This window comes from Lysinibacillus sp. 2017 (assembly GCF_003073375.1).
GTDB lineage: Bacteria > Bacillota > Bacilli > Bacillales_A > Planococcaceae > Solibacillus.
On sequence record NZ_CP029002.1, the window covers coordinates 3356274 to 3372170 of the forward strand.

At 39.8% G+C, this 15897-nt stretch carries 16 protein-coding genes; 4 read left to right on the forward strand and 12 right to left on the reverse strand.

Features of this window, described 5'->3' with window-relative positions; all coding sequences use genetic code 11:
- The first annotated feature begins 68 nt into the window (after positions 1-68).
- From DCE79_RS16435 to DCE79_RS16450, 4 genes are all read left to right on the forward strand, one after another.
- Positions 69-704, forward strand: coding sequence for a BMQ_0737 family morphogenetic spore coat protein (locus tag DCE79_RS16435; RefSeq protein ID WP_108714046.1), 636 nt, complete (start codon positions 69-71; stop codon positions 702-704).
- A 127-nt stretch (positions 705-831) separates the two neighbouring features.
- Entirely contained in the window at positions 832-1398 is a 567-nt protein-coding gene (locus tag DCE79_RS16440; RefSeq protein WP_108714047.1) for a hypothetical protein, read from the forward strand.
- 2 nt (positions 1399-1400) lie between these two features.
- Entirely contained in the window at positions 1401-1703 is a 303-nt protein-coding gene (locus tag DCE79_RS16445) for a hypothetical protein (RefSeq protein ID WP_108714048.1), read from the forward strand.
- Positions 1700-2536 carry a multidrug ABC transporter ATPase gene (locus tag DCE79_RS16450; protein ID WP_108714049.1) on the forward strand — a complete coding sequence of 279 codons (837 nt, stop codon included), beginning with the start codon at positions 1700-1702 and terminating at the stop codon, positions 2534-2536. Before DCE79_RS16445 ends, DCE79_RS16450 begins: the two co-directional genes overlap by 4 nt.
- A gap of 72 nt (positions 2537-2608) precedes the next feature.
- Here DCE79_RS16450 and purD read toward each other — a convergent pair whose 3' ends face one another.
- From purD to purE, 12 genes are all read right to left on the reverse strand, one after another.
- Positions 2609-3859 carry a phosphoribosylamine--glycine ligase gene (purD, locus tag DCE79_RS16455; RefSeq protein WP_108714050.1) on the reverse strand — a complete coding sequence of 417 codons (1251 nt, stop codon included), beginning with the start codon at positions 3857-3859 and terminating at the stop codon, positions 2609-2611.
- A 436-nt stretch (positions 3860-4295) separates the two neighbouring features.
- Complete coding sequence (gene purH, locus DCE79_RS16460; protein ID WP_108714051.1) at positions 4296-5831, reverse strand: bifunctional phosphoribosylaminoimidazolecarboxamide formyltransferase/IMP cyclohydrolase; 1536 nt, start codon at positions 5829-5831, stop codon at positions 4296-4298.
- Positions 5832-5897: 66 nt separating this feature from the next.
- Positions 5898-6464: a phosphoribosylglycinamide formyltransferase gene (gene purN / locus DCE79_RS16465; protein WP_108714052.1), complete on the reverse strand. Its 567-nt coding sequence runs from the start codon at positions 6462-6464 to the stop codon at positions 5898-5900.
- Positions 6464-7519: a phosphoribosylformylglycinamidine cyclo-ligase gene (gene purM / locus DCE79_RS16470; protein ID WP_108714053.1), complete on the reverse strand. Its 1056-nt coding sequence runs from the start codon at positions 7517-7519 to the stop codon at positions 6464-6466. Before purM ends, purN begins: the two co-directional genes overlap by 1 nt.
- Positions 7520-7549: 30 nt before the next feature.
- Positions 7550-8968 (reverse strand): amidophosphoribosyltransferase, encoded by a 1419-nt coding sequence (gene purF / locus DCE79_RS16475; protein ID WP_108714054.1) that lies wholly within the window; start codon positions 8966-8968, stop codon positions 7550-7552.
- Positions 8944-11175 (reverse strand): phosphoribosylformylglycinamidine synthase subunit PurL, encoded by a 2232-nt coding sequence (gene purL, locus DCE79_RS16480; protein WP_108714055.1) that lies wholly within the window; start codon positions 11173-11175, stop codon positions 8944-8946. Before purL ends, purF begins: the two co-directional genes overlap by 25 nt.
- The gene (purQ, locus tag DCE79_RS16485) at positions 11162-11845 is read right to left on the reverse strand and encodes a phosphoribosylformylglycinamidine synthase subunit PurQ (protein ID WP_108714056.1); all 684 of its coding nucleotides are present in this window, start codon (positions 11843-11845) and stop codon (positions 11162-11164) included. The genes purL and purQ overlap by 14 nt, the downstream gene beginning before the upstream one ends.
- 3 nt (positions 11846-11848) lie before the next feature.
- Complete coding sequence (purS, locus tag DCE79_RS16490) at positions 11849-12094, reverse strand: phosphoribosylformylglycinamidine synthase subunit PurS (protein WP_108714057.1); 246 nt, start codon at positions 12092-12094, stop codon at positions 11849-11851.
- Positions 12095-12097: 3 nt separating this feature from the next.
- Complete coding sequence (gene purC / locus DCE79_RS16495; protein ID WP_108714058.1) at positions 12098-12808, reverse strand: phosphoribosylaminoimidazolesuccinocarboxamide synthase; 711 nt, start codon at positions 12806-12808, stop codon at positions 12098-12100.
- Between the two features lie 67 nt (positions 12809-12875).
- Positions 12876-14177 (reverse strand): adenylosuccinate lyase, encoded by a 1302-nt coding sequence (gene purB, locus DCE79_RS16500; RefSeq protein WP_108714059.1) that lies wholly within the window; start codon positions 14175-14177, stop codon positions 12876-12878.
- The gene (purK, locus tag DCE79_RS16505) at positions 14178-15317 is read right to left on the reverse strand and encodes a 5-(carboxyamino)imidazole ribonucleotide synthase (protein ID WP_108714060.1); all 1140 of its coding nucleotides are present in this window, start codon (positions 15315-15317) and stop codon (positions 14178-14180) included. It lies immediately after the preceding gene.
- Positions 15314-15802 carry a 5-(carboxyamino)imidazole ribonucleotide mutase gene (purE, locus tag DCE79_RS16510; RefSeq protein ID WP_108714061.1) on the reverse strand — a complete coding sequence of 163 codons (489 nt, stop codon included), beginning with the start codon at positions 15800-15802 and terminating at the stop codon, positions 15314-15316. The genes purK and purE overlap by 4 nt, the downstream gene beginning before the upstream one ends.
- Positions 15803-15897 lie beyond the last annotated feature (95 nt).

The window sequence follows — 15897 nt, forward strand, 5'->3', positions numbered from 1 at the left end:
CTATGCACTTGTGTTCGAACATCATACTATACAAACGAAAGATAAAATTATATGGAGGTGTCAATAACATGCAAGAACATACACCATCTCAGGTACAAGAGCTAATTTGTATCAATGTTGAAAAGGTATACGATTGGGTTGTAAAGGATATGTCGTTTGAATTTTCTACAACTAATCCAATTACTTTTCCAAGTTTACCGCCAGAAGTTACAGATTTTACAGGAGCAACCGTTACATGTCAGGTAGTTCCAGCTGTAGATAATCCTGTTGTTATTATGAATCGTGAAAATCGTACTTTTACGGTTGATGGAACATCGGTATGTTTACAACAACTCACGATTCAAAAGAACTTCAACGTGACAATTTGTATCACATTACCAACTGGAGCGGTTTATAACAGTAACCCGATTGCAATTTCACGCTGCGAACATGTCGTAATGTGTGCACCAAAGGGAACAAATGTAGATGTTACGTACACAGATCTTGATTGTTTCGTATGCTCGTCAGGTACAATAACAAATAATCTTAACAACACAGTCACATTCGGGAATTTATCGCTTTCTGTAGCAGTTTGCCAAAGTATTCAGTCTACATTCCCAGTTACTGTCGAATTTTTAGCAGATTACTGTGAACCAAGAGCAGATTTACCAATTACTTGCCCACCAGCAAGTCGACCTAATAATTGTTCTGTCGTTTTTCCGTAGCAATTCTGTGCTAACCCTAACTTAAAGGACATAAAATAAGGAAAGGGAATTTCCCTTTCTTTATTTTGCTTACATAAATCTGGATTTACATTATCATGTAATAATTTCATTGAAGGAGGCAATACGATTGTCAACGGGCCAAAATCATCTGGAAGCAAAAATTAATACGCTTCAAAAGCAAACCAAATCCTATATCCACGAAATCAAAGAACTCATAGAAAAGCTACATATCCCCAAAACTACAAACGTAATTAGCTATTTCACCTCAACTTTTAATATCTCCCATAACCTAGAACAAGAGAGCTTATGCCTAGGCTCTTATCATGTTTACAATATTGGTAGCGAGCCAATAATAAACCCCTATATTTGCATTAAGCTACCCGAAGATTCTCTATTTAATTTTTCAGGAAGATATGTTCATGAACATTTCAAACCGAAATCAACAGGTCCTAACGAGTGGATGCGCATAATGGATACTAAAATTAAAAATGAGTTTTGGCTTAAACCAATAGGTAAAACGTCGATTGAACCGAATGAAACTATTTCATTTTCAAATTTTCAAATCAGATGGTCACCAAAAGATTCTTACGCGGGCAGTATTACTGGGTTTACCTATTGTGATCAATTACAAGATGGGATTGCTATCATCAATCCTATTAATCTGAGTGTCATCAATCTTGAACAGGAGGTATAGCTATGAAACCCTTTGAAGAAGAGGAAGCATTACCAATAGAAAAGATCCTTAGACAATTTGCAAAAGGACATTTTTCCAATGTAAAAGAAAACCCTCAAGAAGAAAATAATAATAGCTTTATCTTTTTAGAAAAGAGCTCGTTGAATTTATTATTAGACTATCTATTTTCAGGTACAAAAAGTGAAATCCCCCCCATAGTTAATGAAGAGCTTGAATTAAAGGCCATAGAGCAACTTACCCAAGTAATCAATGATACCGAAAAGGAATTTAAAGCTATTATCAATTTATTAAAAGAAGTTACGTGATAGGAGGGATACATATAGAGAATGAAAGCATTAAAAACAAGGATACATTTCAATTACAACAAATGATCCTATTTTTAAAATCAGAAATCGCAAAATACCAAAATGAAATTTCTACACTCAAAAAAAATGATTATGAGTCACTAATAAATAGTCTTGAACATGAAAATAGTCAATTAGCAAATCAGAAAAAAGAACTTTCGTTGGAACTAATGAAATTGAAGAAATCCTTCGAAAAAGAAATGAATACTCTCCACGAGGATATTCAATTTCGTGAAACTCAGAGAATAAAGCAGGTTGCTTCTATTGAAACATTGGTGAAGAGTAAAAATGGCCTCCAAAAGGAAAATAGCAAGTTAACCAAAGCAATTAAAGAAGCCCACCATGAATTGACTGCCTCTAAATTACACTGGTCTGAAAAAATCGAAAAAAATCTAATACAGTCTGTCAAAAATATCGACAATACCTTACGTAATTTCATTCAAACAACTGAGCAGCACTTGTCTACTATAAAAGAAGAGTTATTAAAAAATAACCTCGAAACTACTGAGATTAATGGCTACCTACTAAAGGAAGTTAAAAATAAAAGTAATAAAATAGATATACTTATGATTGAAATTGATGAACTAAAAGAACAGCACCAATTTAAACCTGCTCCATCCATTGATGACTTTTCTAGTTTGAATCCCAAAATACTAGCCCATTTAGATAATCAAATTCAAAAAATGTTCTCTCAATCCCTAAATTTCGAAAATCAGTTAGATGAAAAATTACGTATTTTAGATGATTTAGAGCATAAATTAATTCAACTCACTAACGAAATTGATAATAAGTAAATTAAAGTACGATACGTTTATTGAAAAAAAGACGACACGCCTATGCGTATCGCCTCTTCGAAATTTAGTTAGTTATTTGAATGTTCTCCAGCCGATATCTTGACGGAAGAAGAAATTCGACCACTCTTTTTTCGCTAATTCCGCATACACTTTTTGCTGTGCTTCTTTTAAAGTGCTAGCCTCTGCTGCAACTAAAATGACGCGGCCACCATTACCTACAAACTGACCATCCACAAATTTTGTTCCCGCATGATATACCGGTAATTCAATGTCTGTTAGATCTGGTAGTGCATTGCCCTTTTCAACATCACCTGGATAACCTTCTGCTGCAACGACAACGCCTAGCACAGCTTCTTTTTTCCACTGTAAATCAAACGGCTTTTCTGTCATTAAGCTCATCATAAATTCACCAAAATCTGAGGCCATGCGTGGTAACACGACTTGTGTTTCTGGGTCGCCAAAACGCGCGTTAAATTCAATAACTTTCGGACCTTTTGCCGTTAAGATTACGCCTGCATATAAAATCCCTGTAAACGATACACCTTCAGCATCCATCGCTTTTACAGTTGATTCAACAATTGTGTCGTAAGCAACTTTTACAACATCTTCAGAAATTTGTGGCACTGGTGAATATGCACCCATCCCCCCTGTGTTTGGCCCCTTATCTCCGTCATACGCACGCTTATGATCTTGCGCAATCACCATCGGATAAATCTGACCTTTATGTACGAATGACATAAAGCTGAATTCTTCACCATCTAGGAACTCTTCCACGACTACGAGAGAAGAGGAATCACCAAAACGTTGATTTCCGATCATATCTTCTACCGCTTCAATCGCTTCAACTTCCGTCATGGCAACGATGACACCTTTACCAGCAGCTAACCCATCCGCTTTAATAACAATAGGTGCACCTTGTTCTTTAATGTAAGCAACGGCCTTATCTGCCTCTGTAAATGTTTCATGTGCAGCTGTTGGAATGCCGTATTTATTCATAATTTCTTTTGCATACGATTTGGAGCCTTCGATTTGTGCTGCGGCCTTTGTTGGACCGAAAATAACTAAGTCTTGCTCATTAAAATAATCCACAATCCCTTCAGCGAGCGGTTGTTCAGGACCTACGAATGTTAGGGCAATGTCATTTTCTTTTGCAAACTCAGCAAGCTTTGCGAAATCTAGTGCGTCAATTGCTACGATTTCAGCGTCTTGCTTCATCCCGTCATTTCCTGGTGCCACAAAAACCCTTTGTATAGATGGAGCGTTGTTAAATTGTTTGGCGATTGCATGCTCACGACCACCACTACCGATTACTAAAATATTCATCATTAGCGTCTCCTTTAAAATAAAATAGTTTAAATTCATATTATTTATATAACGGAAATCAACGTGCTAAAGGGTGAAAACTGTATAAAAAAACGCCCGCCAATTATAGGCGAGCGTTTTTATTAATAGGGGCTACACTATGCTACCCGACCAAAAGTAGTACAGTATTTCCTTCTATTAATATGTGGTTGTCTAAGTGGCATCCCCCGACCAAAGTTGATGCTTTTAAACAATTGTTTTTTACGAAGAGGACCCGGCCAAGGTCTATCTTCTGTTTTATTTACTTCTCTTCCGGCCAGAAAGAAGAACTAAATAAAGCATTTGCAAACGCTTCTGCTAACGTCCGGCCAGAACATTAGCGAAACTTTATTCTATTATAACGTTTTTCCATGAAGAAAACCACTGTTTTAACCTAAAGGACTGTGATATCTACAACTTAATGTTTGAAGTGACGTACACCCGTAAATACCATGGCGATACCGTATTTATTTGCTGCGTCGATTGATTCTTGGTCTTTAATCGAGCCGCCTGGTTGGATAATGGCTTTGATGCCCGCTTTAGCAGCTGCTTCTACCGTATCACCCATTGGGAAGAATGCATCTGAAGCTAATGCAGCGCCATGAGCTTTCTCGCCTGCCTGCTCAAATGCAATTTTTGCCGCGCCGACACGGTTCATTTGCCCAGCACCAACCCCTAAAGTCATTTGCTTATCTGTAACAACGATGGCATTTGATTTTACGTGCTTTACAACAGCCCATCCAAGTTGTAATGCTTCCCACTCTTCTTTTGTTGGTTCGCGGTCCGTTACGACTTTAATGTCTGCGTTACCAAATTTATAACGGTCTGGCTCTTGAACAAGTAAGCCACCTTCAACTGATACCACATTAAATTGATCTTGTTTTGCTTGCTTGAAATCAATTGTCATTAAGCGGATATTTTTTTTCTTCGTTAAAATTTCTAGCGCTTCATCAGTAAATGAAGGTGCGATAATAATTTCCAAGAAAATCCCACTTAATTTTGTTGCAGTCGATGCATCAACTTCCATATTAAGTGCGATAATGCCTCCAAAAATAGAAGTTGAATCTGCCTCATACGCTTTGTCGAATGCTTCTTCAATCGAGAAGCCTGTACCAACACCACATGGGTTCATATGTTTTACTGCTACGGCAGCTGGCATTTCGAATTCTTTTACAATTTGAAGTGCTGCGTTCGCATCTTGAATATTGTTGTACGATAATTCTTTACCGTGAAGTTGCGTCGCATAGGCGATTGAGAAGTCAGAGCCTAAACGTTTTGCGTAGAACGCTGCTTTTTGGTGAGGGTTTTCACCGTAGCGTAATGTTTGTTTTAATTCATACGTTAATGTTAAGTTTTCCGGGAACTCTTCACCGATTGCATTTGATAAGTGATTGGAAATGTATGAATCGTATGCTGCTGTATGGCGGAATACTTTCGCTGCTAAACGACGACGTGTTTCTAATGTAGTTTTACCATCTGCTTTTAATTCATCTAGTACAGAAGTGTAGTCACTAGCATCCACGATTACTGTTACATAATCATGGTTTTTAGCTGCTGAACGTAGCATTGTTGGCCCACCGATGTCGATGTTTTCAATCGCATCGTCCCAAGAAACATCTGGTTTTGAAATTGTTTCTACGAATGGATAAAGGTTCACACATACGATTTCGATTGGCTCAATGCCGTGCTCTTCCATTTGTGCAACGTGAGAAGGTTCATCGAATTTACCAAGTAGGCCCCCGTGAATCATTGGGTTTAATGTTTTAACACGGCCATCTAAAATTTCTGGGAACTTCGTTACTTCATCTACCGCTGTAACCGGTACATTATTATCTTGTAATAATTTTTTTGTACCACCAGTTGAAAGTACTTCATAGCCAAGTGCTACTAATTCTTTTGCAAACTCTAAAATTCCATTTTTATCTGAAACACTAATAAGTGCACGTTTCGTCACGATTAGGTCCTCCAATTATGTTCATTTTTCGGTGAGCCATGCCCTCTTTAGAGCGGCTCATGCGAATTATTTTGTAAACAATTGCTGTAATGTTTTCGTATATAGCGCATGCTCTAATATATGTATACGCTGTTCTGTTTTCTCGCGGTCGCCATCGACTACATCAACAGCTCCTTGCGCGATAATTTTTCCTGTATCCATTCCTGCATCCACATAGTGAACAGTGACGCCTGTAAGTTTAACACCATGATTAATCGCTTGACCAATCGCGTCTTTTCCTGGGAATGAAGGAAGTAAAGATGGGTGAATATTAATAATGCGGCTCTCATATGCAGAAAGTAGCGTATCACCGATAAGGAGCATATACCCTGCTAGAATAACCCATTCAATTTGTTTTTCTTGTAACGCTTCGACGATTTTTGCTTCATAAGCGGCTTTTGTTTCAAATGATTTCGGAGCTAACTCTAACACTTCGATACCGAAATTTCCAGCACGCGTCACAACGTAAGCACCCGGCTTGTCTGTTATAACAAGCTCGATACTCGCATTTAGTTCACCGCGCTCGATTGCTTCTTGAATCGCTTGAAAGTTACTTCCGCTACCAGAAGCAAATACGGCAATTTTAGTCGTCATTACACTAGACTCCCGTCATACTCACCATTGAACAGTACACCTTCACCTTTAATAACACGACCAATTGTATAAGCTTTTTCACCTTCAGCTTCTACTGCAGCGACAACTTTGTCCACTTCACTTGCAGGTACAGCCATTACAAAACCGATTCCCATGTTAAACACGTTATATAAATCTTTGTCAGCAAGCGCACCCTTTTCTTTTAAGAAATCAAATACGCGTAACACTGGCCAAGAACCCATATCAATTTCAGTTGCTAAGCCTTTTGGCATCATACGTGGTAAGTTTTCATAAAATCCGCCACCCGTTACATGTGCACAACCATGAACGTCTGCTGCTTTAAGTGCCGCTAACACTGGTTTTGCGTAAAGCTTTGTAGGAACTAAAAGTGCCTCACCGATTGGACCAAGATCTTCATAACCTTCTACCACTGCATCTACGGCATAATCGTTATCTGCAAATACGATTTTACGCACTAATGAATAGCCATTTGAGTGAACACCACTTGAAGCAAGACCAACAAGTACGTCACCTTCTACAATTTTTTCACCTGTAATAATGTCTGCTTTTTCACAAGCACCTACTGCAAAACCAGCTAAGTCATACTCGTCTTCTTCATAAAGACCCGGCATTTCCGCTGTCTCTCCACCGATTAAAGCAGCACCAGACTGTACACAACCATCTGCTACACCTTTTACGATTTGTTCGATTTTAGCAGGTTCTGCTTTTCCAACTGCCACATAGTCTAAGAAATAAAGTGGTTCTGCGCCTTGTGCCACGATATCATTCACACACATAGCAACACAGTCAACACCAATTGTGTCATGCTTATCTACCATAAATGCTAGTTTTAATTTCGTCCCAACACCATCTGTACCTGAAATAAGAACAGGTTCCTTTAAGTTCAGTGCAGACAAATCGAACATGCCACCAAAGCCACCAAATGTACCCATCACACCTAAACGATTCGTTCTTTCAACATGTGATTTCATACGTTTTACCGCTTCATAACCTGCTTCAATATTAACGCCCGCTTGTTCATATGCTTTTGACATAATGTACTTGTTCCTCCCTAGATAAACCGATTAACAATCTTTTTCATGTGGTAATACTGTGTCTGGGAAAATTTCTGTTGGATATTTTCCTGTGAAGCATGCCATACAAAGTCCACCATTTTCATCTTCAAACGGACGGTCTGTTGCATGTACCATTCCTTCTACTGATAAAAAGGTTAAGGAATCCGCCTCAATTGCTACTCGTATATCTTCCACACTGTGGCTCGATGCAATAAGTTCTTCATGTGTTGAGGTATCAATCCCGTAATAGCACGGATCTGTCATTGGTGGAGAAGAAATCACCACATGTACTTCTGCTGCACCCGCTTCTTTTAACATACGAACAATACGTTTAGATGTTGTACCGCGCACGATCGAGTCATCCACCATCACAACACGCTTGCCCTTTACGACTTGTACAACAGGTGATAACTTCATTTTTACGCCGCGTTCGCGTAATTCTTGCGTAGGCTGGATGAATGTACGACCCACATAACGGTTTTTAATTAAACCTAGTTCGTACGGAATCCCGCTTTCCTCAGAAAAGCCAATTGCTGCAGAAATCGATGAATCTGGTACACCTGTTACAACGTCTGCTTCGATATGTGCACATTCACGCGCAAGCTCTTTCCCCATGCGTTTACGGGCCATGTGAATATTGATGCCGTCGATATTTGAATCTGGACGTGCGAAGTATACGTATTCCATTGCACACATCGTACGTTTGTCCTTTTCAACGTAGCTATCTACTTCAAGACCATTATTCGAAATGATTAATAGTTCACCTGGCTCTATTTCACGAATATACTCAGCACCGATTAAATCAAAGGCACAAGTTTCAGAAGCCACTACATAGGCATCCCCCATTTTACCAAGTGATAACGGACGTAAGCCATTACGGTCGCGAGCAACAATCATTTGATCATTCGTTAATAAGATGATCGAGAATGCACCTTTTAATAAAGAGAGAGCTTCTTTTACTTTTGAACGGAATGGTGAATGCTTAGATTTTTTAATTAAGTGGATCACAACTTCTGTATCCGATGTTGAATTAAAAATGCTACCAGAGCGCTCTAAAAATTGTTTTAAATGAGTCGCGTTCACTAAGTTCCCGTTATGCGCAATCGCTAACGAACCTGTTGATGAACGGAATAGAAGTGGTTGAACATTTTCAAGCCCTTTACCACCCGCTGTTGCGTATCGTACATGGGCGATCGCAGCGTGACCTGTTACTTTCCGTAATTTATCTTCATTAAAAACGTCATTTACAAGTCCTTCACCTCGGACAGCGTGAAGCTCCGTACCGTCTGTTGTGACGATACCAGCTCCCTCCTGTCCGCGATGTTGCAACGCATGTAAGCCGTAATAACTTAAGTGGGCTGCATCTTGGTTACCCCAAATGCCAAATACGCCACATTCTTCATTTAAGCCTCTGATTTCAGCAAGCATGGGATAGCTCCTTTCCAAGCAGAATGGAATTCCTCCACTGTACCTTCAACAAGTACGCCAGTTTCACCGTTAATTGTTAGTTTTGCGTCTTCTGTTACTGTACCGATTTTTTGTGCATCTTTTACTAGGCTTTCAAACGCAGCTTCGTTTTCTACTTTTACGGTTAAGATAAAGCGAGATTGTGATTCAGCGAATAATGCCGTTACCGCTGAGCCTGCAATCGTAGCTTCAATACCTAGGCCTTTTGCTGAGAACGTTTTTTCAGCTAAGGCAACTGCTACGCCGCCTTCCGATACATCATGTGCAGATTGTACAAGTCCTGCTTGAATTGCTTCCAAAATCGACTTTTGACGAGCCGCTTCAACCGTTAAATCAATTGAAGGTGCTTGACCTGAAATTTTACCATCGATTAATTTTTGTAATTCAGAGCCACCGAATTCTGTTTTCGTCTCACCGATTAAGTAAACAACATCGCCTGCAGCTTTTACTTCTTGCGTTGTTACATGCGCTAAGTCTTTTACTAAACCAACCATACCAATTGTTGGTGTTGGGTAAACTGCTTCACCAGAACGTTCGTTATACATTGACACGTTACCACCGATTACTGGTGCATCAAGTGCAAGGCAAGCTTCAGAAATACCATCCGCTGATTTTTGAATTTGCCAGAAGATTTCTGGTTTTTCTGGATTCCCGAAGTTTAAGCAGTCTGTAATGGCAAGTGGTTGTCCACCCGAACATACGATGTTACGAGCTGCTTCAGCCACAGCGATTTTACCACCCGTTGTTGGATCTAAGTAGATGTAGCGAGAGTTACAATCTGTTGTCATCGCTAATCCTTTATTTGTACCACGTACACGAAGTACCGCCGCGTCAGAGCCTGGTGCGACAACTGTATTTGTACGCACTTGATAATCATATTGATCGTAAACCCACTCTTTTGAAGCAATTGTTGGCGCTTTTAAAAGTGAAGTTAATGTTTCTTTATAATCTTCAATAACTGGCTCTACATTTTCCATTGCTTGGAACGTAGCAAAGTAAGCTGGTTCAGCATCTGGCATATTGTAAACAGGTGCATCTTCTGCAAGTGCATCCGCAAGAATTTCGGCTACGACTTCACCGTTGTGGATAAGACGTAGCATTTTGTCGTCTGTCACGTGGCCTACTGCAACTGCATCTAAGTCATATTTTTCGAAGATGGCTTTAATCTCATCTTCACGACCTGCTTTCACAACGATTAGCATGCGCTCTTGTGATTCAGATAACATCATTTCATAAGCGGACATATTCGTTTCACGCTGTGGAATTAAATCTAAGTTCATCTCAACACCAGTACCAGCTTTTGAAGCCATTTCTGCTGAAGATGAAGTAAGACCAGCCGCGCCCATGTCTTGAATCCCAACAAGTGCATCGGATTTCACTACTTCTAAGCAAGCTTCAAGAAGAAGTTTTTCCATGAATGGGTCCCCAACTTGTACGGCAGAGCGTGATTCTTCCGTATCTTCTGATAATTCTTCAGATGAGAATGTCGCACCGTGAATGCCGTCACGACCTGTCTTTGCACCAACGTACATCACTGTGTTTCCTACACCAGCAGCAATTCCTTTTTGAATGTCTTTATGGTCGATTAAACCAACACACATCGCATTTACAAGTGGATTTCCTTCGTAGCAAGGATCAAACTGAATTTCGCCACCTACCGTTGGAATCCCGATACAGTTTCCGTAACCTGCAATACCTGCTACAACTTCTTCGAATAAGTATTTGCCGCGCGCTGATTTTAACTCACCAAAACGTAGTGAATTTAACATCGCAATTGGACGTGCCCCCATTGAGAATACGTCGCGGATAATACCACCAACACCAGTTGCTGCCCCTTGATAAGGCTCAATTGCTGAAGGGTGGTTATGTGATTCCATTTTGAATACAACCGCTTGCTCATCACCAATGTCAACGATACCCGCACCTTCACCAGGACCTTGTAGTACTTGAGGGCCTTTTGTTGGGAATTTACGCAATACCGGTTTTGATTTTTTATAAGAGCAGTGTTCTGACCACATGACCGAAAATAGACCTGTTTCTGTCCAGTTTGGAATACGACCTAACTTCTCAATAGCTAAATCAAACTCTGCATCTGACATCCCCATATCTGCATAAAGACGTTTTTCTTTAATCTGCTCTGGTGATGGCTCAAATTTAGTTGTTGACATGTTGTTCCCTCCACTGCTTAACGATTGATTTAAATAGTTTAAGACCGTCTGCACCACCAACGATTTCGTTAGCTGCACGCTCTGGGTGAGGCATCATCCCTAGGACATTTCCTTGCTCATTTGTAATACCAGCAATATCTTCTAAAGAACCGTTCGGATTTTCACCTTCATATGTAAATGCGATTTGATTATTCGCCTTTAATATTGTAAGTGTCTCCTCATCACAGTAGTAATTTCCTTCACCATGAGCAATTGGAATATTAATTACTTGGCCAGCTTCGTACTGGTTTGTAAATAATGTGTTATTGTTTTCAACTTTTAACTGAACTGTACGACACATAAATTTTAAGTTTTTATTACGCAGAAGCGCTCCTGGAAGTAAACCTGCTTCGGTTAAAATTTGGAACCCGTTACAAACACCTAACACGGGTTTGCCTGTAGCAGCAAACTCTTTTAAAGCCGTCATAATATTTGATTGGTTGGCCATTGCACCACAGCGTAAGTAGTCACCATAAGAGAAACCACCTGGTACTAATGCGCCGTCAAAACCTTCTAAGCTATCCTCTGTGTGCCAAACGTATTCTACTTCTTCACCAAGTTCGTCTTTGATGGCATGATACATGTCGACATCACAGTTAGACCCTGGGAAAACGAGTACTGCAAATTTCATGGATTAAGCCTCCTCGATTTCGTAACGGTACTTTTCAATCACCGTGTTCGTTAATACTTTTTCACACATTTCTTTCACGATTGTCTCAACATCACGCTCTGTATCAGCGATTTCTACTTCTAAATATTTACCGATACGTACGTCTGCTACTTCACCATAACCGATTTTCTGTAATGAACCTTGTACTGCTGAACCTTGTGGATCTAAAATACTCTCTTTTAATGTTACGTAAATTTTAACTTTCTTCATGACTTATTTGCCTCCAAGTTTGTGTAAAATAATTTCGTACACTTCAGTTAAATTGCCTAGATCACGGCGGAATACATCTTTATCAAGCTTTTGGTTTGTCTTAGCGTCCCATAGACGACAAGTATCAGGGGAAATTTCATCTGCAAGGAGCACATTTCCTTCATTGTCACGACCAAATTCCAATTTAAAATCAACTAGCGTTACGCCAACTTCAGCAAAGATTGGACGTAGCACTTCATTTACCTGTAATGCCAAGTCATACAAATCTTGTACTTCTTTAGCTGTGGCGATATCTAACACATCAATATGCTCAGTAGTAATCATTGGGTCACCTAGCGCATCGTCTTTATAATAAAATTCAACGATTGTGCGTTTAAGTGGTGTACCTTCTTCTAAGCCTAAGCGTTTTGCCAGGCTTCCTGCAGCGATATTACGTGTTACAACTTCGATTGGTATAATGTCAACTTTTCGTACAAGCTGCTCATTATCAGAAAGGCGTTTCACGAAATGTGACGCAATTCCGTTTGCTTGCAATCTTTCGAAAATTAACGTCGTAATTTGGTTATTTAAATTTCCTTTACCAGCAATTTCGGCTTTTTTCTCTCCGTTAAATGCTGTTGCACTGTCTTTATATTCTACAAACAGAATTTCTGCATCCTCTGTTTGATAGAGTCGTTTCGCTTTTCCCTCATACAAAAGTTGACCTTTGTTCATGACGTACTCCTCCAAAAAGTTAGTAGTTAATCGTCCATAGGGTGAGAAACCCTATGGACTTTGTTGATTAGTTAAGGCCTAAACGTTCAAAGATGAAATCGACGTTTTGAAGATGGTAATTGTAATCGAAGCAATCGTTAATTTCTTCTGGTGAAAGGTAAGAAGTAATTTTTTCACTTGCTTCTACTAAAGGACGGAACTGAATTTGCTCATCCCATGAACGTGCTGTTAATGGTTGAACCGTATCGTATGCCTCTTCACGAACTAGCCCTTTATCAATAAGGGCAAGTAGGATGCGTTGCGAATAAATAAGTCCAAAAGTACGCTCCATATTGCGTTTCATATTTTCAGGGAATACAGATAAGTTTTCAATAATTCGACCGAAACGATTTAACATGTAATTCAGAGTAATCGTTGCATCAGGAATAATAACGCGTTCTGCTGATGAATGTGAAATATCACGTTCATGCCATAATGCCACGTTTTCATAAGCGGTTAACATATAGCCGCGCATGAGTCTTGCCATACCTACCATATTTTCAGAGCCAATTGGATTACGTTTATGCGGCATTGCAGATGAACCTTTTTGACCTTTTGCAAAGCCTTCTTCTACTTCACGCGTTTCTGACTTTTGTAAGCCTCGCACTTCTGTTGCAAACTTTTCAATAGAAGTTGCGATTAATGCTAACGTTGAGAAGTATTGTGCATGACGGTCACGTTGCAATGTTTGTGTTGAAATCGGTGCAGCAGCTAAACCAAGGTGTTCACATACATAAGCTTCTACACGTGGATCGATATTGGCATACGTACCAACAGCACCACTCATTTTACCTGTTTCAATTACTGTTGCAGCGGCTTCGAAACGTTCAATGTTACGCTTCATTTCTTCGTGCCATAATGCAAGCTTTAAACCAAATGTTGTTGGTTCTGCATGAACACCATGCGTACGCCCCATACAAACTGTATTTTTGTGCTCTTTAGCTCTTTCTGCAATGATCGCTAAAAACTTCGTTAAGTCTTTGCGTAAAATATCATTCGCTTGCTTGATTAAGTAAGAAAGGGCTGTATCAACAACGTCTGTTGAAGTTAAGCCATAATGTACCCATTTACGTTCTTCACCAAGTGCTGGTGTTTCTGACACTGCACGTGTGAATGCTACCACGTCATGACGTGTTTCTTTTTCAATTTCATAAATACGATTAATATCAAAATCTGCATTCGCGCGTAATTTAGCGACATCTTCTTTTGGAATTTCACCAATTTCAGCCCATGCTTCACAAGCTAAAATCTCTACTTCAAGCCAAGCACGGTATTTATTTTCTTCTGTCCAAATGGCACCCATTTCAGGACGAGTATAGCGTTCAATCATCTATTTGCGCTCCTTTTGCTCTGACCAAATGCCAGAATTTTCTATTTGATTTAATGTTGTTGATAAATCGTCGGTCATCATTGTGACATGACCCATTTTACGATTTACTTTTGCTTCTGATTTGCCATATAGGTGAACAGACCAATCAGGATATTTAGAAATAGAATTTGTTAGTGATACGACATGCTGACCAAGCACATTGACCATGATAGATGGCGCCCATAGCTTAGGTTTACGTAATGGCCACCCACATACTGCACGAATATGCTGCGTAAACTGTGAAATATTGCACGCCTCAATCGAGTAATGACCCGAGTTATGTGGTCGTGGTGCACATTCGTTTATAACAATGCTATCATCTTCTAAAACGAACATTTCAACTGCTAGCGTGCCGATAAGCTGTAAATGGTCTGCAACTTTCATTGCCGCCTCTTCTGCTAATGCTGCTGTAGCACTTTCGATACGAGCAGGAACAATCGTTTCATGTAAAATGTGATTTACATGAATATTCTCTCCCACGGGTAAGCAATATGTTTCACCATGTCCATTACGCTGAACGATGACTGAAATTTCTTTCGTAAATGGAACAAAACCTTCTACGATACATTGTGAATGTTCAAATAAACCTTTTGCCAGTAAGAAGTCCTCTTCGCCTTTTAGTAATTGCTGACCCTTACCATCGTATCCACCACGGGCCGTTTTCACGATGCACGGGAAACCAATTTCTTTCACATCTTCTATAAGCTGTTCATATGTATCTGCCACAATATACGGCGCTACTGGACAACCTGCTTCAACAATCATTGCTTTTTCTGTTACACGATTTTGTGTAATACGTACAAGTTCTGCGCCTTGTGGGACATAGGCGATTTGAGTAAGACGTTTTAAGCCCTCATAATCTATATTTTCAAATTCATAAGTTATAACATCACTTACTTCTGCTAATTCTTCCAATGCCGCCTCATCGTCATAAGGTGCAACAATACGTATATCTGCGACTTGTCCACAAGGTGAATCCATTGTTGGCTCTAACACTGCAATTTTATAGCCCGCTTCTTTAGCAGCAACGGCCATCATACGACCTAGTTGCCCACCACCAATAATTCCAATTGTTTGCCCAGGATAAATCATTTTCGTCACGTTAGGTCACCTGTGCTTTCCAAAACTTGTTGTTTTGTCGCCTCACGACGCGCATCAAGCTTTGCCGCAATCTCCGTTTCAAAGGCACCTAAAATTTGAGCTGCTAGTAAACCAGCGTTTGTCGCTCCTGCTTTACCGATTGCCACAGTTGCTACTGGAACACCACCAGGCATTTGTACGATTGATAACAAAGAATCAAGACCATTTAATGCGCGTGATTGAACAGGAACGCCGATTACTGGTAATGTCGTCTTTGCAGCAACCATTCCTGGTAAATGAGCAGCTCCACCTGCACCTGCAATGATTACTTGAATGCCACGTGAACGCGCAGCTTCTGCATATTCAAACATCAAATCTGGTGTACGATGTGCAGAAACCACTTTCTTTTCATAAGGTACTTGTAGTTCATCTAAAATATCGCAAGCATGCTTCATCGTTTCCCAATCACTTGAACTTCCCATAATAACGCCAATCTTTGGATTCATGAATTTCGCTCCTTTTAAACATTTTCTCCATTTTGTCTAATTTAATTAATGAAAAAAACCTCAAATAAACTACTCTCTATGCGTAAGAAAGCAGT